Annotated in this window: 20 protein-coding genes; 3 read left to right on the top strand and 17 right to left on the bottom strand. The window is 47.2% G+C overall.

Annotated elements, in window-relative coordinates; genetic code table 11:
* Nucleotides 1-222 precede the first annotated feature (222 nt).
* Nucleotides 223-681, top strand: coding sequence for a hypothetical protein (locus GO003_RS06090; protein WP_159655589.1), 459 nt, complete (start codon nt 223-225; stop codon nt 679-681).
* Between the two features lie 95 nt (nt 682-776).
* Here the strand turns inward: GO003_RS06090 and GO003_RS06085 are convergent, their stop codons facing one another.
* The 17 genes from GO003_RS06085 to GO003_RS06005 form a co-directional block, all read right to left on the bottom strand.
* Nucleotides 777-1,586, bottom strand: a complete 810-nt coding sequence (locus tag GO003_RS06085; protein ID WP_231088843.1) for an HvfC family RiPP maturation protein — start codon at nt 1,584-1,586, stop codon at nt 777-779.
* Nucleotides 1,519-2,370 (bottom strand): HvfB family MNIO-type RiPP peptide maturase, encoded by an 852-nt coding sequence (locus GO003_RS06080; protein ID WP_159655591.1) that lies wholly within the window; start codon nt 2,368-2,370, stop codon nt 1,519-1,521. The genes GO003_RS06085 and GO003_RS06080 overlap by 68 nt, the downstream gene beginning before the upstream one ends.
* 219 nt (nt 2,371-2,589) lie before the next feature.
* Entirely contained in the window at nt 2,590-2,979 is a 390-nt protein-coding gene (locus GO003_RS06075) for a hypothetical protein (protein ID WP_159655593.1), read from the bottom strand.
* Between the two features lie 174 nt (nt 2,980-3,153).
* Nucleotides 3,154-3,789 (bottom strand): endonuclease III, encoded by a 636-nt coding sequence (gene nth, locus GO003_RS06070; RefSeq protein ID WP_159655595.1) that lies wholly within the window; start codon nt 3,787-3,789, stop codon nt 3,154-3,156.
* Nucleotides 3,786-4,475 carry an electron transport complex subunit E gene (locus GO003_RS06065; protein ID WP_159655597.1) on the bottom strand — a complete coding sequence of 230 codons (690 nt, stop codon included), beginning with the start codon at nt 4,473-4,475 and terminating at the stop codon, nt 3,786-3,788. Before GO003_RS06065 ends, nth begins: the two co-directional genes overlap by 4 nt.
* Nucleotides 4,475-5,113, bottom strand: coding sequence for an electron transport complex subunit RsxG (gene rsxG / locus GO003_RS06060; protein WP_159655599.1), 639 nt, complete (start codon nt 5,111-5,113; stop codon nt 4,475-4,477). Before rsxG ends, GO003_RS06065 begins: the two co-directional genes overlap by 1 nt.
* On the bottom strand, nt 5,110-6,141 hold the full coding sequence (gene rsxD / locus GO003_RS06055; RefSeq protein WP_159655601.1) for an electron transport complex subunit RsxD: 1,032 nt from the start codon (nt 6,139-6,141) through the stop codon (nt 5,110-5,112). The genes rsxG and rsxD overlap by 4 nt, the downstream gene beginning before the upstream one ends.
* Entirely contained in the window at nt 6,138-7,625 is a 1,488-nt protein-coding gene (rsxC, locus tag GO003_RS06050) for an electron transport complex subunit RsxC (RefSeq protein ID WP_159655603.1), read from the bottom strand. Before rsxC ends, rsxD begins: the two co-directional genes overlap by 4 nt.
* Entirely contained in the window at nt 7,618-8,151 is a 534-nt protein-coding gene (rsxB, locus tag GO003_RS06045) for an electron transport complex subunit RsxB (RefSeq protein ID WP_159655605.1), read from the bottom strand. Before rsxB ends, rsxC begins: the two co-directional genes overlap by 8 nt.
* 107 nt (nt 8,152-8,258) lie before the next feature.
* The gene (gene rsxA, locus GO003_RS06040; protein ID WP_159655607.1) at nt 8,259-8,840 is read right to left on the bottom strand and encodes an electron transport complex subunit RsxA; all 582 of its coding nucleotides are present in this window, start codon (nt 8,838-8,840) and stop codon (nt 8,259-8,261) included.
* 310 nt (nt 8,841-9,150) lie between these two features.
* A complete protein-coding gene (locus tag GO003_RS06035; protein ID WP_159655609.1) occupies nt 9,151-10,701 on the bottom strand; it encodes a complex I subunit 4 family protein in 1,551 nt (516 codons plus the stop codon).
* Complete coding sequence (locus GO003_RS06030) at nt 10,698-12,269, bottom strand: complex I subunit 4 family protein (protein WP_159655611.1); 1,572 nt, start codon at nt 12,267-12,269, stop codon at nt 10,698-10,700. Before GO003_RS06030 ends, GO003_RS06035 begins: the two co-directional genes overlap by 4 nt.
* A gap of 6 nt (nt 12,270-12,275) precedes the next feature.
* Nucleotides 12,276-13,838 carry an NADH-quinone oxidoreductase subunit 5 family protein gene (locus tag GO003_RS06025; protein WP_159655613.1) on the bottom strand — a complete coding sequence of 521 codons (1,563 nt, stop codon included), beginning with the start codon at nt 13,836-13,838 and terminating at the stop codon, nt 12,276-12,278.
* 2 nt (nt 13,839-13,840) lie between these two features.
* Nucleotides 13,841-17,125, bottom strand: coding sequence for a DUF2309 domain-containing protein (locus tag GO003_RS06020; RefSeq protein ID WP_159655615.1), 3,285 nt, complete (start codon nt 17,123-17,125; stop codon nt 13,841-13,843).
* Between the two features lie 3 nt (nt 17,126-17,128).
* Entirely contained in the window at nt 17,129-18,715 is a 1,587-nt protein-coding gene (locus GO003_RS06015) for a complex I subunit 4 family protein (RefSeq protein WP_159655617.1), read from the bottom strand.
* A 306-nt stretch (nt 18,716-19,021) separates the two neighbouring features.
* A complete protein-coding gene (locus tag GO003_RS06010) occupies nt 19,022-20,149 on the bottom strand; it encodes a sodium ion-translocating decarboxylase subunit beta (RefSeq protein WP_159655619.1) in 1,128 nt (375 codons plus the stop codon).
* A gap of 586 nt (nt 20,150-20,735) precedes the next feature.
* The gene (locus GO003_RS06005; protein WP_407942112.1) at nt 20,736-22,025 is read right to left on the bottom strand and encodes an ISNCY family transposase; all 1,290 of its coding nucleotides are present in this window, start codon (nt 22,023-22,025) and stop codon (nt 20,736-20,738) included.
* 258 nt (nt 22,026-22,283) lie between these two features.
* On the opposite strand from GO003_RS06005, the gene GO003_RS06000 reads away from it, so the two are divergent.
* On the top strand, nt 22,284-23,501 hold the full coding sequence (locus tag GO003_RS06000) for a porin (protein WP_159655257.1): 1,218 nt from the start codon (nt 22,284-22,286) through the stop codon (nt 23,499-23,501).
* Between the two features lie 489 nt (nt 23,502-23,990).
* The gene (locus GO003_RS05995) at nt 23,991-26,282 is read left to right on the top strand and encodes a TonB-dependent receptor family protein (protein WP_159655255.1); all 2,292 of its coding nucleotides are present in this window, start codon (nt 23,991-23,993) and stop codon (nt 26,280-26,282) included.
* Nucleotides 26,283-26,500: the final 218 nt, after the last annotated feature.

Genomic DNA, 26,500 nt, shown 5'->3' with positions numbered 1-26,500 from the left:
CGTCAAGCCCCTCAATGATGTGCCTACGTCTTTCCTCACAAGGCTTACGCCTACCCTCAATGCCACATTAAAAGTTCAAACTGGGAATTGCTGAGGAAAAGACAGCGCAGACGGCCTGCCGTTGCATTTTAATCATCCTCAACTCTTTGTAGAATGAGGTCTTATAAAATGATAAAGTCCGCTGTTATTTCTACAACGCACCTGAATGTTTTTGGCATCCTTATGAAAACAATTACTCTTATAAAAAAAGTCAGTTTCTTCTCCCTGCTTTTGGTTACCCTTGCCGCTTTTGTTACCGGCTGTTCGGAAGACAAAAAAACCGAACCGTCCAAGCCCGCACCACAAGCCCAAGGTCACACTCAACATTCTTTTGATCATGCGCACGGATCGGAAGTCAGCGACCTGGAAAAACATAAATTCGAGCATGATTTCGCTGACCAGTGCGTAGAGCGCGAAATCAAAAACTCTAAAAACAAAGACGTTGATAGAGAGCGTTTTACCAAACCGTGTCTCTGTATCGCTACGTATCTGATGAAAGATCTGACTGCGAAGGAATCCGAATTATTTTTGGTTGAACATAAGAATACTCAATCTCTAAGAATCAAATTCGAAAGCGCGGCTTATCATTGTTTACAGGAAAAAGTACAACCGAAGTCACCGATGATATTCGGTAAACATTAATTTAATCGACTTGATGACTCTGATGGCGGGCCATAGATATTAAGGCATCAGAGTCTTTCTAATTGATTAAGCCCAAGCCAATCAATAAGGACTGATCAGTAAATAATACCTTTTTGAAATAACTCAAGGCAGACGGCCGCCCCATGAGTCAAGAACGCATCTTCATCCGTTGCCGCAGATTCTTTCGCCAATACCGATAACTGATCCTTCAACAGGTCACCTTTTTCTTCCTGAATGTATTCCAGTAAACGATAGGTCAGCGGCGTGATTTGGATAAAACCGACTTCGAATTCACTGTTGCGATAAACCACTAAAAAAGTGGGATCGGCGGGCATTAGCTCAGGGATGTTAGAAGGAGAAATCTGATGAACAGGGTACAAATAAACCAAAGGCCAGGCTAAACACGATAAAGACACTTGCGAATTTAACAGGTCGTCTTGGTGTAGCACGGAAACCGGACAAGTCTCTTTTGCAATGGTCAATGCCATTTCAACCCATTCATAATGAGCCAACTCCAACATGAACGGCAAATCAGCAGGATTTTTTCTTTCGTTTTGAAGATAAGCAAGAAACTCTTCGGGGATTTCCGAGAAATGGGGGGTGGCACATCCGTGACCAGCAAAAAAATCCTGCACTAATGACAGCCAATCAGACTCGCTGAGTAATGACTTTAAAACGGGAAAGTTACTCGCCAGAAACCCTTCTATATTATTGAAAAAAAGCTCCCTGTACATGAGCATACGCTCGATTTTGACATCACCCGGAGGAAGATGGTTATCAGGATCCCGGATATAATCAGCGAATTGTTGTTGTCTGGCTTTAAGATCCACGCTCATTTCAGGCTGTCTGAAGTTGATGCTGCTGTGCCCAGGCGTTTTGAATTGCCCTGATGGTTGCCACTTCATTCAATAATTCCGGCATCGGCGGGATATTAAAATCTCGTTCCAGCAAGGTGGGAAACACACCAAACAATTCATAGGCTTTACCCAACAACTGCCAGACCGGATCAATTACGGCCGCACCATGGGTATCCACCAAAAAGTCGTGATCCTCAACATAATGGCCGGCAATGTGCGCATAGGCAATTCGGTCCGAAGGGATGGCTCTCAAAAAACTTTCAGCATCGTAGCCGTGATTGACACTGTTGACATAAATATTATTCAAATCCAGCAAAATGTCACAATCGGCTTCTTCGACAACCCTGTTAAAAAAATCGATTTCAGACATCTCCTGACCGGGAGCGGCATAATAAGAAACATTTTCAACGGCTATTTTCTGTTCAAGAATGTCCTGTACACGTTTTATACGCGAGGCGACATGGTGGACCGCTTCATCGGTAAACGGTATAGGCATCAAGTCATATAAGTGGCCACCTTGGCTGCAATAGCTTAAATGCTCGCTATAGAAACTGATGCCGTGTTCGGCCATAAACTGCTTCAGATCACGAACAAAAACTTCATCCAGGGCATCGGTGCTGCCTAGCGAGAGAGAGAGCCCATGACAAACAAATTTAAACCGTTCGGTCATGGACCGGAATTGTTTGGCTAATTTGCCGCCCAGAGTGATCCAGTTTTCCGGCGCAACTTCATAAAAGCCTATTTCAGAGGGAGGATTTTCTGCTATTTCAGCCAGAAATGCTCTTCTCAGACCTAGACCGGCACCCGATACTGGAAATTGTCTGGTGATCATATTGCACTAAATCTTGGAAAATAAGTAGCTACTCGCCCGCTTGGAATAGAGGGTGTCGGTCATTGATTGAAAAGACTTCTGCAACAGGGCATTATTCATGCGTCCTTTGAAATCAAATACCTACACCCTATAAACTGGGGAGAGTGAGCAGATACGAAAATAATTTGTAAGGAGAGCTTGTTGGCAACTCTCCTTAACATTAAAGCACTGGATATCTGATTATTGTCCAGCCGCCTTATCTTTTTTGACAGTGTCGCCGCAGCTGCCTTCCTTACCTTTCATCATATCGCCGCAGGTTCCTTCCATGCCTTTTTTCATTTTATCGCCATCCATCATCGCGCCACATTTGCCTTCGCCGCATGCCGCTTCTTTTGCTTTTGTTTCAGCTGCTTTTTCGGTTTTCTTACCGGCACAAGCGCCTTCGGGTGTTTTTGGTTTTTCCATTTTCATCCCTTCGCCGCATGCCATTTCTGCAACTTGCATATAACCTGAAGAAAGTTCTTGTGCACCAAATGGATTGGCTTCTGCATGAACAGCTGTCATAGCCAGACTAGAAATTACAGCGGAACCTAACGCAGCGGCTAAAGGTGATTTAGTATTTTTTTTCATAGTGTATATCTCGGTGTGTTTTGTTGTAGATAAGCCAATCGGCTCTGAATCAGATATTAGTGTGACCTCATGAACCGGCAATGAACATGCGGCTGTTTCGATAATCCGTATGTGTGACCCTGCTGACTAATAAGAGTTCCTGAAAAGCCATCGGATTCGCGCGTAACAATACCATTAATCAGGCGTTTTTTCCTCAAATTCACACAGATCCGCAATGACGCAGCTCTGGCACCTTGGCTTACGAGCGGCGCAGGTATAGCGCCCATGGAGAATTAACAGATGATGCGCATCTTTTTTATGCTTATCTGAAACCCATTTTTCAAGCCCTTTTTCAACCTCAAGCACCGTTTTACCCGGCGCAATTTTCGTTCGATTGGAAACGCGAAAAATGTGCGTATCTACGGCAATAGTTTTATGGCCAAAAGCGGTATTGAGAACAACATTGGCCGTTTTTCTACCCACACCCGGCAAGGCCTCTAATTCGACACGCGTTTCCGGCACGGAGCCATGATGTTGATCAATTAACTGCTGACATAACTGGATGATATTGCGAGCTTTACTGTTGAACAAACCAATGGTTTTAATAAAATTTTTGAGACCCTCCTCACCTAAAGCCAGAATAGCTTCAGGTGAATTCGCGACAGCAAATAACTTTAATGTGGCCTTGTTCACGCTTTTATCTGTTGCCTGCGCCGACAAGACCACTGCGATCAACAGTTCAAAAGGTGTCGCATAGACCAGTTCTGTCGTCGGTTCGGGTATTGCTTCAGCTAACCTGTCGAAAATGGCCTGACGTTTTATCTTGTTCAAGATTCAGCGATCACCTGAACCGGAATCGCTTCAATGGCCGGTTTTCTTTGCTTGAATTTAGCGTCGATGACATTCTTCAAAGCAATTAAAAAACCCAAACCGATAAAAGCGCCAGGAGGCAATATAGCCAGCAGAACACCGGAATAATCATCAATCACAATGATTTTCCACTCTTTTGCAGCTGGTCCAAACATCAAATCGGCACCGGCTAAAAACGTTCCGGAGCCGATAATCTCTCTTAAACTGCCCAACAAAGTCAGGGCAAACGTAAAACCAAGGCCTATAAACAAGCCGTCCATCATGGCTTTTGGAACGCTATGCTTGGAAGCAAAAGCCTCTGCTCGGCCAATGACGGAGCAATTGGTCACAATCAATGAAATAAAAATACCCAGAATTTTATAAAGATCAAAAAACCACGCGTTCATTGCCAATTCGATAATCGTAACCACGCACGCAATCACCAAGACAAAAATCGGCAATCGAACTTCCGAAGGCGTAATTTTGCGTATCAATGATATTGCACTCCCCGTCAACATCAGCGTTAATGCGGTCGCCAGACCCAGACCCAAGCCATTGATCACCGTATTGCTTACGGCCAGCAAGGGGCATAAGCCCAACAAGGCGACAAATGCCTGATTGTTAAACCACAACCCTTCTTTAGCTATTTTGCTGTATTCGGAAAACATTAGTCTTTACCTGCCGTTTCGGATAAAGAAAATATCTTTTCTTTATTTTGTTTAAAATACTGCAGCGTCAGCTTGACTCTGTTGACTACCGCCCTGGGCGTGATGGTGGCACCTGCAAATTGATCAAACACGCCACCATCTCTTTTTACTGCCCATTCCTGGTCAGTAAGATTGATTAACGATTTGCCGCTAAATGACAAAATCCAGTCGCTTCGTGATGATTCTATTTTATCACCCAGTCCGGGGGTTTCTTTATGCCCCACGACTCTTACACCGGAGAGGGTTCCATCCTCTAAAACGCCGACCAGCAATTTTATATCGCCGCTATAACCATCCGGAGCAATCGCGGTAATGACTGCAGCAATAGGCTGGCCATTTTTTCTAGCCCGGTAAATGGCCGTAGGCGTTTTAAGGTGCGCATTAAGATCGCTTACCATTATGTGGTCAGCAACAATATCATTGTCGTACAAGTTCTCCGGCACCAGTTGCTTAAGACCCTGCAACAACGATTGCCTTTCGTTCATCGCGATTTTATCTTCTGTAGCACTGGATATCAGTGCAACCAGTCCCAAACCAAGAATTGAAAATGCACCAAGCGCTACCGCTGAAATGACGATTTTATTCAGTGTTTCATTCATGCCCGGTGTCCGAATACGCGAGGTTTAGTGAAATAATCCAGCGCTGGGGCAGCAAGATTGGCCAGCAACACCGAGAAGGCAACCGCATCCGGATACCCGCCCCAGACCCTGATGATATAAACCAGCACACCGATCATCATCCCGTAAATCAAGCGGCCTTTTACAGTGGTCGCCGCAGTGACAGGATCTGTCGCGATAAAAAAGGCACCCAGCATGGTCGCCCCCGCAAACAGATGAAACACCGGAGGCGCATACAGCTGCGCATCAATCAGATAGCAAATTCCGGAAATTACCGAGATGCCTAAAATAAGCCCGACCGGTATATGCCAATTTATGATTTTACGTACCATTAACCAAAGCCCGCCCAACAGATAAGCCAGGGACACCCACTCCCATCCTTTTCCCGCCAAATAGCCGAATACAGCACCCGATTGAGCTTCCAATACCGTTTTTTGTAAACTCAACTGGGTTTTTAATGCATCCAAAGGCGTCGCCATGGTTAAAGCATCATAATCGGCATTCTCTGGGATCCGCTCAAAGAATATCAGTTGAGCAATATCCTGAAAATTCAGCGTCATAGTGCCCAGCCCTGCCACTGCTGGCCAGGAGGTCATCGGCAGAGGAAAAGAAACCAATAAAAACACATACCCGACCATCGCCGGATTAAACGGGTTATAACCTAAGCCCCCGTATAAATGCTTGGCAATGACAATGGCAAACAGGATGCCGGTCACCGTCACCCACCAAGGCGCAATAGCCGGTAAGGAAATAGCCAAAAGCACCGCCGTTACAACTGCACTCAAGTCTTTAAGACTGACCCACACCGGCCGCCCTCGCACCAACAGAACCAACGACTCGGCCATCAAAGCGGTAATAACAGCCAGAACCACATTAATCAGAACGCCCAGACCAAAAAACCAGACCAGGGCAATAACACCCGGAACCAGAGCAACAATGACCTCAAACATGACACGGGTGACGCTGTTGACCGGTTGCACATGCGGCGATAACGCCGTGGAAAACTTCATTGAGTCACTCCCTCTTTCTCTGCATTGGCTTGCTTAACTTTTGCTAAAGCTTCTTTTTTCAATCTGGCACGCTCGGCTTTTTCAGCCTGCTCTTTGGCTTTGCGTTCCAGATGCATGTCATGGCGCCGCTTGGCAACAGCAGCCTTTTCAGCCTCTTTAGCTTTGGCAATCACTTTACTTTTTGCAGACCGGTAATATTGCACCAGAGGAATATGACTCGGGCAAACCACTTCACAGCAGCCGCATTCAATACAATCAAACAAACTGAATTCTTTACACTTGTCTAGGTTACCGGCACGGCTATGCCAATACAATTGCTGCGGGAGCAAATCTACAGGGCAGGCTTTGGCGCAATCGCCACAACGAATACAGGGCATGGCCTGCTTGCCGGTGTTAATATCGGCAGCGGTTCCGGCTAATATACAATTGGTCGCCTTGACGACAGCAATTTCGTCATCGGGTAAGGCGAAGCCCATCATCGGCCCGCCCATGATCAAGCGTTCGACATGCTCAGTGTAGCCGCCACATTGCTCGATGAGTTCGCTGATCGGCGTACCGATGCGGACATACCTGTTTTGCGGCTCTTTTACTCCACGGCCGGTGACGGTTATCACTCGCTCGGTCAGCGGCTTTCCATTACAAACCGCATCATAAACCGCCGATGCTGTACCGACATTCACGCATAACACACCGATGTCGGCAGGAATCCCTCCTGAGGGTGTTTCCTTACCCGTCACAACCTTGATCAGCTGTTTCTCTCCACCGGTAGGATAAATAGCCGGCACCTGAACAACGATTATGCGCGGGTCATTTAACGCAGCGACTACCTGGGTAAGCCGGGCATAAGCACGCTTCATATGATCTTCGATAGCGACGATACAGCGCTCTATATGAAGTGAATGCAGCAAAATCTGGGCTCCGACAAGCACCGACTCCGGTTGATTCTGCATCAGGCAATCATCACAGGTAATGTAAGGCTCACATTCCGCACCGTTTAAAAGCAAGGTATCGAGCTTTCTTTGCGGACCGGGATTGAGTTTTATCGACGTGGGAAAAGCAGCACCGCCCAAGCCGACGATACCGGCATTTTTAATCGCCGTGCGGATTGACGCAGGGTCCTGGCTCCTGAAATCGGCAACTCCTTGAGTTACCAGACTTTCATCCAAGCCATCGGTGGCGATGACGATACAAAGATCAGCCATTCCGGAAGGATGGGGTATCAAGCGCTCTTCAATAGCCTCTATCACGCCGGAACTGGCCGCATGAACGGGTGTTGCAAGCGGATGATCGGAATAAGCGATGACTTGCCCCCGCAACACCCGCTCCCCCACCTGAATCTTGGGATCTACAGTAACGCCTTGCCGCTGCATCAACGGATAAACCAGCTTTTTAGGAATGCTTGCCTGACGCAAAGGCGCCTGATTGGATAATTCCTTGTTGTTGGGCAGGTGCAATCCGCCATGAAATCGCGCTAAGTTAAGCATATTTTCTTTCCGGCTCCGGCCACTGCCAAGTACTGATAGTTTGTTCAATCGGCTCCATGACAATGCAGTCTACCGGGCAAGGCGCCACACAAAGCTCACAGCCGGTACATTCATTGGCAATAACGGTATGCATCATTTTCGCGGATCCCAAAATGGCGTCCACAGGACAAGCCTGAATACATTTTGTGCAGCCAATACAGTCCTTTTCGATAATCACGGCGACACTTTTTGGCTTGACTGCGCCAAATTCATCGTTCAAAGTCTTGGCTTCCAGGCCCAGCAAATCAGCCAGAGCATTGATGCCGTCCTGACCACCGGGCGGACATTGATTGATATCCGCCTCTCCCAACGCGATGGCTTCGGCATAAGGTCTGCATCCTGGATAACTGCATTGCCCGCATTGTGTTTGGGGCAATATCGCCTCAATTTTATCGACAATAGGATTTCCTTGAACCTTGAAATAAACTGCCGAGAAACCCAGCACCACACCAAAAACTGCAAATGTCGCGCAAATTATAAGTATCATTTTATTGTGTTCTAAATGATCGGTTGCAAACTACCCAGACCGCGCTGGCATCTTTAAAACTTCGGATTAGACCCGTGCAATCCTTTTTTTATTGCTTTCCTGAAAAACTAGACTCTGACCAGACCGGAAAAGCCCATAAACGCCATAGACATCAATCCAGCCGTAATGAGCGAAATGGCATTACCTTTAAACGGAACCGGCACATCGGCCACCTCAATTTTTTCACGAATTGTTGAAAACAGCGTCAACACCATTGAAAACCCTACCGCAGCGCCAAAGCCATACAATGCCGATTGAAGAAATCCATTTTGTGCCTGCACGTTAAGCAGGGCTACGCCAAGTACTGCGCAATTTGTGGTAATCAGGGGCAAATAGATACCTAACACCTGATAGAGCATGGGACTGGTTTTGTGGACAACCAGTTCGGTAAATTGAACGACAAACGCGATGACGACAATGAAGGTAATGGTTCTTAAATACTGCAATTCCAAAGGAATCAACAAATACTCATTCGCCAGATAGCTGCATACTGAAGACAGGGTCAGTACAAACGTAGTGGCAAAGCCCATACCCAGAGCCGTCTCAAGCTTTCTGGAAACCCCCATAAAGGGACATAATCCTAAAAATTTGACCAGTACAAAATTATTAACCAGGATGGTACTTACCAAAATAATTAAATAGTCTTTCATGTTTTAACCTCATCTCTGGATTCGGAAGGACTGTGGAATGCTTCCGTCTATTCTGAACTGCGTTTAACTTTGCCTGACTTATAGAAAAGCCCATAAGCGGTGTAATGACGAAAATAAGACCATTAGCCAGGAAGATAATTCCTGACTATTTTAATCAAGAATTAGTGGAAATAAAACATCATTTTTGATTTAAATGCAACAAAGCCCATTATATCCGCTTTCACCGGCAAGAAAAAAGCCCACACCCTTTATAAAAAAATTCGGGGCCTTAAACTCCTGTACCAGAAGGTCCAAAATTTAAAACTTTAAGCTATTGACTTGATCGAATCGGGGAATCGGGTGCAATAATTTTGGCCTTAACAGGACTGTTCAATTGAAGCAGCCATTTTTCGGCAGCTTGATAATGGATATTCAATATCAAATTTGGAAATAGCCCGAAGATCAAGACGAGCACGGCAGGAATGCACAGTATCGCCAGCTCACGGCTTTTCAGATCATCCGCATCAACTATACCGGCATTGACAACAGGCCCCCAAAAGGCCCGCCTCATGAAGTTAATGGTATAGGTTGCACCGATAATGGCTCCCAGCATTGCCGTAATCGCAAGACTGGGATAAGTATCGAGTACGCCAATGAACAACAATAATTCGGCCGGAAAACCGCTGGTACCGGGCACACCGATACTGGCAAAAGCGAATAAAAAGAACAGCGTTGCCAATCGGGGCATGGTTTTGGCCAAACCGCCAAGATGAATGATTTCCGTGCTGCCAATACGGTGCTGAATAAAACCGGCCATCAGCATCAGACAACTGGCAATCAACGTAAAATTCAATAATTGAAAAATGGCGCCCTGTATACCCTGCATATTAAAAGCGGCAATACCCACGATGACCAAGCCGACATGACTCAAACTCGCATAAGCTAAAATACTTCTTAAATTGGTCTGCTTAATCGCAATCAGACTGCCGTAAATCAGCGTGGTGACGCCGAGTATTCCAATTATCCAGCTGTATTCGATTGCCGCAGAAGGCGCCAAAGGCAAGGCAAACCGGAGAATACCGAAAACACCCAATTTTAAACCTGTCAATAATGCCGTCATTTGCGTCGGGGCTTCCATTGCTGTCGTAGGTAGCCAGGTATGAAACGGAATCAATGGCGCTTTGACGCCAAAACCTAATAAAAGCAGCAGCAGAATGACTGGCTGTAAATTTTCAGGAAGCGGCGTGCTCAGCAAAATGGGAAAGCTGAATGACAAATCTTCAGGAATGTGCCCGCCTGCATGAACAGCATGATTCATGCCCAGCATGATAATGGCGAATAATAATGGGACACCACCGAAAAGCATGTACAGCGTGTATTTAAGAGCGGCGGCGCGCCGATGCGGCCCCATGCCCCATAAGCCGATCAAAAAGAAAATCGGCGGCAGGGTTAATTCCCAGAACAGGAAAAACAACATCATATCCAACGCGCTAAAAACGCCTAGCGTAATGCCTTCCAGAACAAGCAGCAGCGCAAAATGAAAGCGAGTCAGTGTCGTGACAGAATTCCAGGAAGCTAAAATCGTTAATACCGTCAATAAGGCGGATAAAGGCAAAAACAGTAAAGAAATACCATCTACGCCCACAATAAAATCAATGTTGAGACTGGGTATCCATGCGTAATGCTCAACCCACTGAAAACGGCTGCCTTGATTGATATCAAATGCGCTCACCAGAAAGAGCGCAATCATCAGCTCAATGACGGCAAACCCTAAGGCCACTCGTTTGGCCGAATTCAGCTCTTTACACAATCCTGTAACAAGAGCACCCAGCAAAGGCAAAAGAATAAGACAGCTAAGCAATGGAAAACCGGCGGCAATCACGGCTGGTCTCCTGGGTTGTCAATGGATTCGGGGATCGGTTCATTAGCATGATGCGATCCGTGTTCGGGATAATGCTCACCAATAGCCGATGCGTCCTGGTCGATGTACTTTAACCAGGGCGTTGTATAAAAGCCGGTTCCGATCAACAGCAAACAAATCACCACGGTGATAATACGCTCAATGACGACGGGGTGATGAGACGTACTGAAAGGTTGATGCGCACGCTTGGGATTGGCAATAAATATCCGTTGAAAAGCCCGTAAAAGAAAACCGGCGGCCAGCACGTTACCGACCAAAATTGCGACGGCGACAAACCAGCCGTGCTCTTCTATCGTGCCTTCAATCAACAAGTGAGCCGCATCGAATCCCGGCGTTCCCGGCATGACCATGGTACTGAGCGAAGAAATCAGAAATAAAATGGCTATGGTTGAATTGGTTTCAAACAAACCGCCCAGCCTCGGCAAAAATGCGGTTCGGCTCCTTTCATAAATCAAGCCGACACTGAACAGCATCCCGGCCGTCGCAAGCCCGTAAGCAACAGACAAAAGAAGGACGCCTTCCAGGGCGTAATCGTTGAACGAAAATATGCCGATAACCAGCATGCCGGTATGACTGATGACTGCAAAAGCCATAAGCCGTCGAATGTTGATCTGCATCAACGCCAGCAGCGCACCGTAAAAAATACCGATCAACCCCAAATTGACGACAAATCCCGCCCATTGCTCAGCCGCGCCGGGAACCAGCGGCAATATGAAGCGGATCACCGCATAAATACCCAGCTTTAACCCCACCAGAAAAATCGCCGCACTGGCGACCGTGCCTTGTTCGGCAATCATCGGCAACCAGCCATGAAACGGGAATAACGGCATCCTGACTGAAAAGCCGTAAAACAACAGCATAAATATCAACGCTTCGTTATCCAGCGAAACGTTATGCTGCTTCAATGCCAGCCAATCGAAAGTCAATGGCATGCCGTTTTTTTCCAGTCCGAAAGATAAGAGCAAAAAACCGGTCAAGGTCATAGCAAGACCGAAAATCCAGAACTGCAAAATTCTGAAAATAATCCTGCGACGATTAAGACCTGTGCCCGCATAAATCGTTAAAAAAGTCACCGGCAACAATTCCAGTGCACTCCACAACCAGAATTGCAGTGAATTCAACGCCGAAAAGGCACCAATCAGAATGCCTTCATATCCCAGCAAACAGGAAATTAGCAACGTATCGTGAGCATGGCGGGTAATACGGGTATAAGTCAGCGCCAAAAGCGACACGACTGCTGTCAAAGGTATAAACAGGATATTCGTGCCGTCGACACCGACGCGGTAGGTCATGCTCAGCAGCTCGACCCTTTCAGACAAATGGATTCCCGCTGTTTCGGAATCGAAGATGATCAGCAAATAAATACCGAGCAGCACGTTAACGATTGTCGCAGTAAAACTGACTTTTATAGTAAGCGTCTCGGACTTGAACCCGCTGATGATTATGACTGCCAGCAAAGGAATAAATGTCATGACACTCAACACCGGAAATACCGCAGTTTCAGACCATGAAAATAATTGAATAGCCATATGCCCTCAGGAAGCGATCAGCAGGCTGATGAGCACAAAAATCACCAGATATCGGGGCATCTGTAAAATCTGCTCAAGTTTATTTGCAGATTTACCGAGTTTTCTACCGTATTTGATTGATTCTTTACCCACACCTCTCAATACAAAATGATATTCAAACCAGTTCACCAGACCCGCCGACCATTCGGTCAACTTACCCGCTAAACCGCTGCCTGTGGCGAAACGGTCCTCATCATTATCCAGACGAGCGCCGATTTTTCTTTCCTCGATTTGAGTCAGTGTTGAAATAGCACGAATGGCCGGCGCGGGCGATCCCAGCAAGGGGTCCACAAAGCGTATTTCAAAAAAACTCAGATCTCTTGCAAGCCGGCGGACCGGTTTCACAACCATCCATTCGATGGCGGGCTCCAGCCATAAGCGTTGCTGCGCAGCGGCAAATAGCCCCGGCCTGGCAGCCAAAAAGGAAGGGACACTGCGTACGGGATTATCGTGGGCATTATGTAAAATAGAAGGGGCTGTCAAAAACTGATAACTTCTCACCAACGTATGCGCGCCCAAGTGCCAGACTGCCAACTGCCAGAATCCCAACCCGCATTCCAAAAACATCAGACCGATTTGAGCCTGGACCGAAAAAACCAGCGAACTTTTGATATCCGTCTGCGTTAATCCGGCAAACCAGCCATAAAATGCGGTTAACAGCCCAACCACGGCAATCACGCCCATAGCCAACGGGGCTACTTCAAACAAAGGTTGTAAGGTAAGAATTACAATGACACCGGCATGGATCATAATGGCGCCATAGAAAACCGCGCTCGATGGCGTTGGTCCTTCCATCGCTCTTGCCAGCCAGGGTGAAAATGGAATTTGAGCGGACTTGGCAAACGCGGCTACTGAAAAACAGAGCGCTAGAATGACCGCATCATTTCCTAACAAATCGGCCGCACCCTCATTAATATCCTGCCAGTTGGCAGAGCCTATCCAATGCAGGCTCAAACCAATACCCATCAAAAACCCGGCATCCCCTACCCGGTTAGTAATAAACGCTCTTGCCGCATTATTGGCGGCCACCGGCCGGTCGTAAGCATAGGCAATCAACAGGAATGAACATATTCCGGCGATTTCCCAACCCATAAATGCGCTTAATGCTGAACCGGAAAGAACCAGCAAAAACATCGCTGCCGCAAACAGACACAAAATAGAAAAAAAGCGGTGAAATCCCCGCTCCTTATGCATGTAATTGACTGAAAACCGGGCAACGATGACAAAAATGATAGAAAACAATCCGGCCAGAGCCAGATTTAATGAATTAAAAGTCACTCGCAGCGGCAATTGTAAATCACCACTTTGCAGCCACACGAACTGGACATGCTCATCGGTTTGATAACCCGACAAAAATGCCATCAAGAGCCCTAACGCCAGCAAGCAACTGAGCGATAAGCTCCAGACCGCCAGTTTTGCCGTGATGCGCTCTGAAGCCAGTGACGGCAATAAGCCGGAAAAATAGCCCAGTCCTATCATCACAGCGGCTATCAAAGGAAACAACGGAATCAAACAAGCCCAATTTGCCATAATCACACTCCGTTTGAAATTAAGGGCTGTTTAATCAGCATGGGGGGAACCGCCTCTGTTTCCGTGCGATAACAATCTTCCGAACTTTCCCTTAGCGGTAATTTTTGTATCGCGGATTCCCAGGCAATAAAACCAGCACCCCGCTCAAATATAAAAAGCTGCCCGGTATCAGGATCTTGTGTACTCAGATGCACCCAACCGCCATCAATCAGCTCCCGTAAACCGGCCTGGCGATGATAAATTTTCTCGAGAATGCCGGGAGACGCCTCAGTCACAATCTGCAAACGCATCGCTTCATGAATTTCGACCATCTGCAAAGGCAGCCCTGTTCTTAAATCGCTAGATGCGCCTTCCATGACACCGAACAAACCGGTCACATTATGAGGAATTTTTGTCCCGCAACCGAAACGCTCGTTATTAACGCTTGAAAAATAGTATTCGAGATTGATTCCCGCACCGACGGGGCCTGCAGTCAATAAAATCGACTCCAGGACAGTTCCATCCGGATCCTGAGCCGGATCATAGGAAATCAGAAACATCCGCCGGTCCAGAAACAAACCTTGTGTCGCAGAACGTCTGCCGATATAGGCCGAGGCATTGGTGGCATGACCGAACTCGGGCCGAACCTGACTGAGATCATAAGACCGGGCTTCGACATGTCTCACTGCAGCTGCACCGCTTTTATCTTGCGCGTTGAAAAACCGGCGGCAGCGTTCTGTCACGGCTCTTTCCTTGGCCTTCATCAACTGTAATTCAAATATTTCGAAATCAGCCTTAGCAGTGACCGGCATCCGCTCCAGGTCATACCAGGTAATAACATCGTTACAGGTATCGTGTTGGGCGCCCACAAACCAGGTGTCATCCGGAATGGAAATACCGCGTTCAGGCAGCAGACGCCTGACCTCAGGGCGATTGGCCATCGCCGCAAACACACGGGCATTAGGCCCGCCTCTTCGTCCGCCGCACGCGCCGCAATCATGAGCCGCCTCATGAGGATTATTCTGGCTTGTCGAACCATGCGCCATCAAACACACAATACGGGCCAAGCCGTAACTCAGACCGGTCGTTTTTAACAATTGAGCAATACGGTCAGCTTGTTCATGATCGGTAAAACCCAACTGAGGTGCATCGCTCGCAGCCTCAGCGGATTGAGGAGTTGAAGTAAATTGAAGCCCGGTTGGAACCGTTTTTACAATGGAACTGTAAAGCCATTTTTCCAGCTTGTAGTTAACCGTCGGCAGTAACGATTTAATCAACAGCTTAACGATCAGCAGCGGCGCAAAGACATACAGCAAGGGATAGGCTGCAAACAGGTGGCTGCGCAGACTTTGATGCACCAGATTTATCCCCTTTTTGTAGAGGTCAAGACCTTTTAGATGCGCGTCCATTGCCGATTCAGCTCCTTCCACCGGCATTTCATTAACCTGGTGTACCGGTGTCACAACCACCGGGCATAACGGCGTTATCGCATGATCATCCAGGCCTTTGTAATTCATCGCAACACCAAAAAAACCGGCTGCGCCCAGGGTTTCTATTTCGGGATTTATTTCTTCAAGATGGCGACGAAAACTTTCCTCTCGCTCATCCATACAGAACATCACCTGCGCTTCAGGTCGTCGGGGCCTCGTTGCCCATCGCCCTCTGCCGTAATTGGCCTGCAACCCTTGAAACAAATTTTCCCGGAAATTATGTTCGTAGGCGTATAACCACACTTTATTGCGGTCAGCCACACCAAAACTGTCTAAAACCGTCAGCAGCTTCTCCAGATCGGCTTTATTCAGCGATTGAACGTGACGGGCGTTTAAACCTGAATGCTGACAAAGACAAAACAAGCGCCAGCCGCTGTCATAGAGCGTATGTTCTTTTGATTGGTTCCGATGGGCTAAAGGACTCGACTGCCATGTCCAAAGCTCTTCTGCCAGGCGCCACCAGTCTTTCCGGTCCTGCCGCTCAGTCCTGCTCAATAAAATCAGGGATTCAGCCGACTGACTCAGGTATTCGGGCAGCACGCCCCGGTAAAGTTGACGGCGCACCCAAAACTCGGCAAGATTTTTTTGGAAATACGAGATCAACCGGTCTAATTTGGCCTCTATTTTCCAGGTAACTTCACACAGACGATTGAGCCAGAGCCGATCCAGGGTCAATCGTATCGCCAGATAATCGGCTAGCGTGGGTTGAGCGCCGTTTGCTGTCTTGTAGTTTGGGTTGTGCTCACGCCAGTTGATGATGCCAGACCAGCCGGGCAATTCCAGCGCTAAGCGACGCAAATAGCCCGGCCATTGTTGCTGCGGAACTTGCAGGGCCGTTAAATGAAACACGATCGCATCCACAGCATCATCCGGCAGCTGCGATTCAAGAATATGCCAGTCCGGAAGTTCCTGAAAAAAAGGATTTGCATCGTATCTGGCGGTTAAGCGCCAGGCATCATAGAGACCCAGCCGCTTAACATCAGGCAATTGCCATGGCGCAAGCCCCTCGTCCAGCGCCGAAGCGCAGGTCCTTATCAGTAAGGGACGGACATCATCCAGAATATCCATACCGGTCAGCGCTAAAACAAATCCGCGTAAGGTAATGTTGTCACCGATCTCATCAACCAGGGCATCCAACGTATTTTTTGCCTGTTCCTGAATTTGTTGAACAACAGTCAGATTTTGAATTGCCGTTGGCTGCATCTTACTTCTTGCCAACCAGTCTTCGGCTTGCTCGGCCGTTATATCAAAGAGATTTTCCGGGTGCAGCCTGACGTCATTGATGCCCAGTTTATCCAGGAGAGTGCTCCAGAGTCTGTTGATCGCAACAGCTTCATCCTCATCTGCTACTAACTGCTCTCGCGCATGTTGAGACACACCGGGGCGCAGCAAATTGAGCCCTGCACACTCGGTTTGCAGCCAGTTGAAACGTTCAGGGCTCACCGGCTCCAATCCATGCAGCAAAACCGTATTAACGATCTCACTGATGCTGATTGTTTTGGTATCTACTTTGATAATCACCTGTCTAGGATCGAGACAGGTTTCATGACTCAGTGCAGCCAGTATGTCGTCATCGTTAATACGACCCTGCTGGTAAAAGGCTCGAAATTGGGTTTCCGGCAAATAACCGCTAATGCCGGTCAGGGCTTCAAAATCAGCCAAAGCCTGTTCAAAAGGCAAATGCTGGAAACCGTGTAAGGTGTTGTGGTGAACAAAGTTATCGATAGGCGCCTGTCCGGGAAGCACATGATCCAGATGATGCAAAACAGCCATCAGTTGTTCGCGCAAAGCGCCAATATCTTCAGAATGGTTAAGCATTGGTTACCTGACGATAACGGCGTCAATGCCATCATTAAAAAGCCCGTCGTCCCTGGTCAAGTTCGCACGTTGTTCCAAAGGAAGAAGCTGGCTGCTTAGCGATGAGCGGCTTTCGAGGTGATCAACACGGTGACTGATAGAATCAATCATATGGTTTATGGTGGCTGTCGAAAGATTGATCAGCGGCGCAGGAAATAATCCGAACAACAAAATACCGCTCACCAGAATACTGACTGAAACCAATTCAACGGGTTTTAAATCCGGAATATGCTGCATTTGAGGCTTGACGGGCCCTGTAAACAAAAGGCCGATCGTGCGGATCGAATATGCAGCACCTATCAAAATACTTAAACTGAAAAAAACCATCAAGCCCTGCCATTGCTGAAATCCGCCAATCAAAGCGTGTAATTCGGCAACAAAACTGACCGAACCCGGCAGACCCATTGCCGCGAGTAATGTCAGCGTAGTCAGCATGGCAAAACGGGGCGTGACTCTGATTAATGAACTGTAATCCTGAATATTACGGGTATGAGTTCGCTCATACAGTAAACCGATCAATAAAAACAGAGCACCGGCAACCAGTCCGTGAGCCGTCATTTGCAAAACGGCACCGGTCATACCCGAGTGATTCAGCGCGGTGATACCCAATAACACAACACCCATGTGACTGACCGAAGAATAGGCAATCATTGCTTTGAGATCGCTTTGACGCCAGGCAAGCAAAGCGCCGTATAGCATGCCGAACAAGGCCAGAAAAACCAGTAAAGGCTGTAAAAGTTCTATGGCTTCCGGCAACATGAAGGCAACCCTGATCAGTCCATAAGCGCCCATTTTAAGCAAAATACCAGACAGCAGAATACTGATGGGGCTGGGGGCTTCAACATGAGCCAGCGGTAACCAGCCATGAAGGGGGAAAACCGGCATTTTCACGCCGAAACCGATTAAAAAGCCCAAAAACACTAGGACCTGTTCATAGAGTGGCATATCCTCGGCGGCCTGACTCATTGAGGTCATCAGTGATCCGCCATGTTCAAGAACGTATTGACTGATCGCCAACAGACTGACCAGCATGAAAATCGATCCGCCCATCGTATAAAGCACAAAATTCATACTTGCAGCATGCCGTCTCTTACCACCCCAGCGATCGATTAAAAAGAACAGTGGAATCAGCGTGACTTCCCAAAAAATATAAAACAACGCCCAGTCCTGAGCCAAAAAGACGCCCAACATCCCGAATTCAAGTAACAAAACGCAGATGTAGTAGCCTTTGACGCTGCCGGAGATCGATGATGAAGCAAGCAGAGCAATTGATGTCAGAAGACTAGCCAACACCAGCATCGGTATCGACAACCCGTCGACACCCAAGGCATAGGCGCTGCCGAGTTTTGGATTGAGAGGATAATATTCGCTGAATTGCAAACCGGCATCCGATGCGTCATACCGGTAGGTCACCCAACAGGCCAGTAAAAGTGCGATAAAGGCAAACAGGTTACCCAACCCACGGATCAGTTGAAAATGCCTGCCCGGTGCCAATACCAAAAAAAGCACCCCCACTGCCGGTGTCCAAAGTAATGCACTGAGTATGATCATAATAAATTTCTTTTTATCTTGCTCGCCACAATGCTGCCTTGTACGACTCTGGCCTTTGGGAATCAATTTAGGGGACCTTGAACCAAATTGCTCAAGCGTTTTACAGGTATTTACTAAAATTGAGAGGCGCTGGAAATTTAATTTAAATGCTGCCTGCAGAAAGCTTTTAAACTAAACGATGTTCATGTTAAATCTGGAACGGTTTGTTAACGTTTCTGCAGTAAAAAACGCACACGGCCTATCCATCATCGTTACCACCGACACCGACAGAAATTCTGTGGGTACCGCGGACCATTGCCCGGTTCTTTAATGCACCAGACTTAACAGAATACCGGCGGCTACCGCAGAGCCAATGACACCGGCTACATTCGGCCCCATCGCATGCATCAGCAGAAAGTTATGCGGATTGCTTTCCAATCCTAACTTATTTGCAACTCTTGCGGCCATAGGAACAGCCGACACCCCCGCCGCGCCAATCAGGGGATTTATAGGCGTTTTACTGAATTTGTTCATTATTTTGGCCATCACCACACCCGCCGCAGTACCGATACAAAAAGCAATTGCACCCAATGCCAGTATCCCCAGCGTCTCATATTTCAAGAAGGCATCGGCACTCAACTTGGAGCCCACGGAAAGACCCAGAAATATAGTGACAATATTGATCAATTCATTTTGCGCAGTTTTACTTAAGCGTTCCACTACACCACACGTGTTCATTAAATTACCGAAACAAAACATCCCCACAAGTGGCGCAGCAGAGGGCAACAGTAGCGCGGTTAACAGTAAAAGCATCAAAGGAAAGACGATTTTTTCGGTTTTACTGACAATTCGAAGTTGCTCCATTTCGATCAGGCGCTCTTGTTCTGTTGTCAATGCTCGCATAATCGGAGGCTGAATTAACGGCACCAAAGCCATATAAGAGTAAGCCGCTACCGCAATTGCTCCCAACAAATCGGGCGCGAGTTTAGAGGCCACATATATAGCTGTAGGTCCATCTGCCCCGCCGATAATCGCAATTGCAGCCGCATCTTTCATGGTAAATTCCAATCCTGGAACCAGATTTAATGCAAGCGCTCCCAATAAGGTTGCAAATATCCCAAATTGAGCAGCCGCACCAAGAAAGAGTGTTTTTGGATTGCCCAGCATCGGTCCGAAATCGGTCATGGCACCGACGCCCATAAATATCAACAGCGGAAATAAACCGGTCTTGATGCCGAAGTAAAGGTAATAAAGCAGCCCGCCTTCTTCAGACATACCCGCAACCGGAATATTACTCAAAACCGCGCCGAAACCGATTGGCAGCAAGAGTAAAGGCTCGAAGCCTTTTTTAATCGCGAGATACAGCAGCAAAAAACCCACCGCCATCATCAGTGTCTGTCCCGGCTGTATGCTGTAGAACCCAGTGCTCTGCCAGAGCAACATTAAATTTTCCATAAATTGTCTCGACTTAATTAGTTTTAAACGGGTATCTCAATGTGGGCAAACTGTGGTGTAAAAGCCGCAAAACGCCTCTTACCTTCCCTTTTCCTATGGGAGACCTACCCGCACTAATCCAGGACTAGGTGCCAGCGTCTTATCTATTGGTCATTGCAATTGCAAGGGTCAACCAATAAGAATTCACTTATAGCATATCTGCCGGTCATTCGTGCTTTTAGGGAATTATATTGAACGAAACTCAATAGCTAAAGTTAATTCATTGAGATTAGCTAACATAACCCTGATAAGTCCTGATTTTCGATCGCCGTCTCTCTGCAAAAAGCAGTGTGTCGGCACAAATCAGTCAGAGCCGTTGATTCAGGCAAAAACAACAGGTTTGCACCAAAAGATGAACCGCACTACTTGCTGCACCAATTAAGAGCATTTTAACTCATTTTGTGCTCTTATTTTGTGCATAACAGCCTTATTAATTCAAATATCAAACCATGATGTTCTATTATTTCATAAGCTTATAAATTCGGCATGGATCCTGCTGCTGTCTAGACACAATGTCGTTTAAATCAGCAATTCCCATTTTAAAACCTTACGTTTTTCTAGGTATTTGATTTTCTCCATAGAGCATGAACCGCATCAAATGCTGCCAATTATCAAAAGGCATAAATTGAAGTAAGGTTCGGAATTGTTCGAAGAATGTCCGCCTGGAAGGTGCGGCATTGCGGACGGCACGGTAAGCCTCGTCGAGCCATTCAAGCACCGTATGAGTGAGGAAAGCCAATAAGTTGAGGGTTGCCAAGAAGTTGGACAACTGCTGTTTGCCGTGGGCAAAGTTATGCTCGAAATGATAGCCATGGTTCTTGAGGACATTGTTGTTTTCGTTCTCTATTTTCCAACGAGCGCGGCCCGCGGCGACCATCTCGATCACATTGTGTTCGTCGAGAGTGTGTGACGTTGCCCAGGCATTGCGGTAGACCACTTCTTGTTTGGCATTGAGGATCGTCACTTCGCACCAATTAACCATTAATGCATCGTCGCTATTGCGGAGAGGGACTTGATTGAAATACCGATAGCGTTCGGTCAATCGTTGTTTTCCGTTCCAACGGCTTTTCTCGAGCGTTTGAATCTCACCGATTCGGGTAAAATCGTCGAGCCATTCGTACAATAGCTCATGCGAATCAGGCTTGCAGACAAACAGAAAAGCCATGTTCTGCGCCCGCACGGCCTCACAAAACGGCTGGTGACAATATAAATCGTCACCCAGCACCGTAATGCCGCGGGGCGCGTAATGAGGCCCCCAATTCGTCAGCCAGCGCTTGGCCGCCGCCAGTTCGCAATCCTGTTTGTCCACGCCATCTTGGACGCGAACAAATTCCGGCGGCAAAGGCACTACCTGGCTTTGTCCGGGAGCCACAATGACCGGTGTCACCAACGTGTGACGGTATAAGGTCTGACCGTTTTTCAGCGTTTGTTGGGTACAGCATGGACAGGAAATTTTTTCCGAACTGAAGGAATCGGTGCCGTCCAGCGCCACCAACAAAGTACTGCCAACACTCACGAACGGCTTCAGGCAACCTTGTGTGTACAATCTGTCACCCACTTCGGCCAACACCGGATAGAGTGTTTCCGGTGCAATGGGATCCAGCAAGTTGCCGATTTGGCTGGTCGAAGGAATTTGATGAACACCAAAAATCGATTGTGCGTTATTTCGATTGTGGAGTTTTTCCATCCGTCGCTGATAATCCAGAAAAGACGGGCTTTGCGTGAAAAACACCGAGAAGGCACTCAGAACGGCATCTTCTATCCTGTATTTCTGATTGTTGCCGGGTTTACGGGAGTCCGGTAAGTCTTCGAAGGTGCGGCGTATCAGGTCAATTATTTCCAAGTCCATTTGTATCTACCGATGGCTTTATTAATGTTGCGATTGATTGATTTTAAGTGCCCCTTATTTTATCAGGGTTTTAAATTGGGAATTGCTGCGTTTAAATACTACAATTTGTCATATAAGCAACAATGACTATAATGAAATCAAACTTTTCATTAAGTTAAAAAATTAATTAACCTGACTACTTAAAAACTAAGGCTAACGCCTTGTTAGTTAAATAATTTTTAATTCAAACCACAGTAGGAATCACTTATGTCAGTAAAAAACAAAATGAACACGGGATTACAGGTTACGATCTGTAGCGCATTGCTGTGCTCCCCTTTATTAGCACATGCAGAAGGTGAAGGCGCCGTTGAAAGTCTGACAGGTGTTAACGTTAACTCCCTGAACGATATGGGCATAGAAGTTGGCGGCTGGGTTTCAACCGGTATTGCTGGTAACCCCGATGGCCCAAGAGACAACTTCAATGGACCGGTTACTTTTAACGACCGCGCCAACGAAATCCATATGAATCAGCTGTATGGCTATATTGAAAGAGCCGTCGATACCGAAGGCAGCGGCTGGGATTTTGGTTTCCGGGCCGACATTCTTTACGGAACAGATGCTCGATTCACCACCCAAAATAATTTTGATGATAATTTGGTTGGCTCCGGCACCTCTTTCTACAAGCTTGCTTTTCCACAAGTCTATGCCACAATATTTGCACCCATCGGCAATGGCATTACGGCCAAAATCGGCCATTTTTATACATTGATCGGCAATGAAGTGGTTACCGCACCGGATAATTTCTTCTATTCTCATGCCTACACCATGCAGTATGGCGAACCGTTTACGCATACCGGCGCGTTATTCACTTATCCTATTAACAAAAACATCAGTGTCACAGGTGGTGTCGTATCAGGGTGGGATTCATTCTTTCAGGAACCGGCCAATTTCTTAGGTTCGGTTTCTTATACGACCGACGATGAAAAAACCTCGGTTGCCGTTGCCTATATTGGTGGCGATCAGGGTGACTGGCAAGGGCAAAACGAGGATCACCGCTCCATGTACAGCATCGTGGTCAATCATGACATCACCGATAGCCTGCACTATACGCTGCAACACGATTACGGCACACAAGAAAACGGCCCCACCGGCGGCGCAGCTAACTGGTACGGCATCAATCAATACCTGACTTATGCCGTTAACGACCAAGTGTCTACCGGCCTGCGTTTTGAATGGTTCCGCGACGAAGACGGCGCAAGGGTTGCACCATTCGGCAGGGGTGAACCCATAGGCAGAAGCAACAGCTTTGTACCACAAGATAATCATTATTTTGCTTTGACCGCCGGCGTAAATTATTCTCCCCTATCATGGTTGACGCTTCGTCCTGAAGTCAGATATGACTGGGTAGACCAAGGCACAGCTTTTGATGACGACAGTGAAGACGACCAAGTATTGATCTCAGCTGACGCTATCATTCGCTTCTAAATTCCATAGCGAAACCTGATATTCAAACGGCACCTGCGGGTGCCGTTTTTATTTGATCCATTTCTGCTGCATCACATCTCTACACTATTCAATTTCGGATATTGATCTACCCAAGTAGATTAAAAGCCCGCTCTTCTCCCCAAGATAAAAGCAAGCTAGCGTTATAAAACGCCATTGAAACAGCTGTGTGAAACAAGCACCTACAATTAATAAAATCGGAAGGGTGAGCAGATACCCTCTCTCTTTTTATACAAAGTAATCGCCCGCTTTTCAGGCTTGAACACCACTTCGCTTAAAACAAAATGCGAACATGACAATCAGGTCCGCATCTCACTATTTCACACCCCCATAAACAGGTAAAAATTATCTGCAATGTTTATACGAATAACATTGATTATCATTTGCCTGTGATATAGGATATCAACAGTCTCAGTTTAAACTCAACCTTACCTAAACAGCTCTAAGAGCTTCTTTTTCAGGGGAAATAATATGTTGCAATCCAAGCGACTTTGTACACCGCTATCGCTGGCGATTCTTGCCTGCGGCCTTCCAACGCCCGCTCAAAGTGAGGAGAAAGCCGATGAGCCAAAAATTCTTGAAACGGTCAATATTATCGGAAGCCCTGACGACGTAAAAGATATGCCGGCCTCGGCTCAGTTTCTTGATACCGATGATATCCGCAGCCAAAGCTATAGCGATATCAACCGAATTTTACGCAAAGTGCCCGGGGTTAATATTCGGGAAGAAGATGGCTTTGGCTTATTCCCCAATATCAGCTTTCGCGGCGTCGATACCACGCGCAGTGCAAAAATTACGGTTATGGAAGACGGAGTATTGGTTGCGCCGGCCGCTTATTCTGCACCGGCAGCTTATTACAACCCGGCCGGCGGACGCATGAGCGGCATAGAGGTATTAAAAGGCTCCAGTCAGATCAAATACGGCCCGCATATCACCGGCGGTGTGCTCAACTATTTGTCTACCGCAATACCGGATACCGGCAAAGCCTATCTCAAAACTATCTATGGCAGTTATAACGAGGTAAGAACTCAGGGGTATGTCGGCGATACGATTGACACCGATCACGGCCGCTTCGGTTATTTGGTTGAAGGTTTTTATCGGGGTTCGGACGGCTTCAAATCGATCGATGAAACCGCTGATTTTCGCAACGGCGATGAAACCGGCTTCCAACAAGTCGAGCCCATGGTGCGTTTATCCTGGGAACCGGATACAGAGATGTATCAAAAGCTGGAAGTCAAATTCGGTTACTCCAGCATGGATGCCGATGAAACCTATCTGGGGTTAAGCGAAGCCGATTTTAAAAATGACCCTTACCGCCGCTATTCCGCATCACGTTTCGACAATATCGATTCGGAGCGATTTGGCGGTTTTGCGCGATATTTCATTTCTCCTACCGAAAACTTGGATATCGTAACGACCGCTTCCTACAGCGAATTCAGCCGAAATTGGAGCAAGCTGAACGATATTCGCCGAGATAGACTCAGCCTTGGCGGCCTAGGAGGTAATATGGACTTGTCTGCAGCCCTTTCGGGCGGGAGAAACGGCGAAGGACTTGCCTGCTTAAAAGGCAATCTGGCTTGCGGCTTGCGAGTAAGAGACAACAATCGCGAATATTATTCGGGTGGGATTGAGTCCATGGCCAACTATCGCTTTGATTTAGGCGTCACTCACCACGAAATAAATGGTGGCTTTCGGTATCATGAGGACGGAGAAAAGCGCTTTCAACACCAGATCACTTTTGATCAAAACAACAACGGTGTCATTGTCGGTAACAATCTCGGCGCACCCGGAACCCTGCCCGGTGAACAGGATGATAGAAGACAAGACACCCAAGCCTATGCTTTTTTTCTGAAAGACCGGATCGAACTTGGCAACTGGGGTTTTACGCCAGGTATTCGTTATGAACATCTTTACCAAAAAAACAAAAATAATTTGAATCAGACTCAAACAGGCTCTAGCTCATTGGACATGTATGCCGGAGGTGCCAGCCTGGATTACCGGTTCAACGAAGATTTTATGATGTTTGGTAGCGCTCACCGCGGCTTTTCACCTCCAGGTCCTCAGGACGCAGTTGTGGACGGTTTAAAAGAAGAAACCAGCAATGCCTACGAATTAGGTGGACGCTACAGCCACGGAGCATTTTCTGCTGAAATTACCGGTTTTTATACCCAATTCGAAAACTTATTGGTTATCGACAGCATAGGCGGCACAGGTAGCGACGCCAACCAAAACTTCGGTAAAGTCGACACGAGAGGCGTTGAAGTGGGCATGAATTTCGATGCCGGTGACGCTTTTGGCTGGGGCTTTCGTAACCCTTATTTCTTGTCCTTTACTTATACCGATACCGAACAGCTCAATGATGCTGCATCCACAGATGCTGAATCAATTTTCAGTTACGGCAAAAAAGGTAACCGCGTCCCCTATATTCCCGAATATTCACTCAGCTTCGGCAGTGGTATTCACTTTGATAAATGGGGCTTGGAAGTGGCCGCCAATTATGTCAGCGAAACGTTTACCAGCGCTAACAATACGGACGTTCAAGTCAACGGAGCGGGACAACCGGACTCGCGTTTCGGTAAAACGGACGATTACATTGTCGCCGACGTCTCGGCCTATTACCAGGTCACCAAAAACATCAAAATTCTCGGTGGCGTGCAAAATCTTTCCAACGAAGAATATCTGGTTTCAAGACAGCCGCACGGCCCTCGCCCAGGCATGCCTATCTTTGCCTACGGCGGTTTTGAACTGGACTTTGACATTTAAATCTCTCCCACCATGCCGATCAGGGACGATCCGGCCTGGTGTGTACCGATATGTAATAATTAAGTGCAAGAGGCTCAGGCTATAGCCATAATCCAACAGATAAACTTTAATAAAGTTGAGTACTTCGCTTGATGAGTCCCGCTCTGCTAAGCCAACCCAGCCGGTGCATCACCTTCATTTTATTGCTCTACTGAATTGCCAACCAACACCTCATCATC

It is taken from the genome of Methylicorpusculum oleiharenae, assembly GCF_009828925.2.
Classification (GTDB): Bacteria; Pseudomonadota; Gammaproteobacteria; order Methylococcales; family Methylomonadaceae; genus Methylicorpusculum; species Methylicorpusculum oleiharenae.
Note: the sequence above shows the minus strand (reverse complement) of the source record. Positions and strands in the feature narration are given on the sequence as shown.

Bases quoted from the DNA above. Each gene is read 5' to 3' on its own strand.
- rsxD (WP_159655601.1), bottom strand. From the start codon at position 6,141: ATGAAGTTTTCCACGGCGTTATCGCCGCATGTGCAACCGGTCAACAGC.
- GO003_RS05995 (WP_159655255.1), top strand. From the start codon at position 23,991: ATGTTGCAATCCAAGCGACTTTGTACACCGCTATCGCTGGCGATTCTT.
- GO003_RS06075 (WP_159655593.1), bottom strand. From the start codon at position 2,979: ATGAAAAAAAATACTAAATCACCTTTAGCCGCTGCGTTAGGTTCCGCT.
- rsxA (WP_159655607.1), bottom strand. From the start codon at position 8,840: ATGAAAGACTATTTAATTATTTTGGTAAGTACCATCCTGGTTAATAAT.
- rsxC (WP_159655603.1), bottom strand. From the start codon at position 7,625: ATGCTTAACTTAGCGCGATTTCATGGCGGATTGCACCTGCCCAACAAC.
- GO003_RS06010 (WP_159655619.1), bottom strand. From the start codon at position 20,149: ATGGAAAATTTAATGTTGCTCTGGCAGAGCACTGGGTTCTACAGCATA.
- GO003_RS06085 (WP_231088843.1), bottom strand. From the start codon at position 1,586: ATGAAGTGGCAACCATCAGGGCAATTCAAAACGCCTGGGCACAGCAGC.
- rsxG (WP_159655599.1), bottom strand. From the start codon at position 5,113: ATGAATGAAACACTGAATAAAATCGTCATTTCAGCGGTAGCGCTTGGT.
- GO003_RS06025 (WP_159655613.1), bottom strand. From the start codon at position 13,838: ATGGCAAATTGGGCTTGTTTGATTCCGTTGTTTCCTTTGATAGCCGCT.
- GO003_RS06080 (WP_159655591.1), bottom strand. From the start codon at position 2,370: ATGATCACCAGACAATTTCCAGTATCGGGTGCCGGTCTAGGTCTGAGA.
- GO003_RS06020 (WP_159655615.1), bottom strand. From the start codon at position 17,125: ATGCTTAACCATTCTGAAGATATTGGCGCTTTGCGCGAACAACTGATG.
- GO003_RS06030 (WP_159655611.1), bottom strand. From the start codon at position 12,269: ATGGCTATTCAATTATTTTCATGGTCTGAAACTGCGGTATTTCCGGTG.
- GO003_RS06065 (WP_159655597.1), bottom strand. From the start codon at position 4,475: ATGTTTTCCGAATACAGCAAAATAGCTAAAGAAGGGTTGTGGTTTAAC.
- GO003_RS06015 (WP_159655617.1), bottom strand. From the start codon at position 18,715: ATGATCATACTCAGTGCATTACTTTGGACACCGGCAGTGGGGGTGCTT.
- GO003_RS06000 (WP_159655257.1), top strand. From the start codon at position 22,284: ATGTCAGTAAAAAACAAAATGAACACGGGATTACAGGTTACGATCTGT.
- rsxB (WP_159655605.1), bottom strand. From the start codon at position 8,151: ATGATACTTATAATTTGCGCGACATTTGCAGTTTTTGGTGTGGTGCTG.
- GO003_RS06090 (WP_159655589.1), top strand. From the start codon at position 223: ATGAAAACAATTACTCTTATAAAAAAAGTCAGTTTCTTCTCCCTGCTT.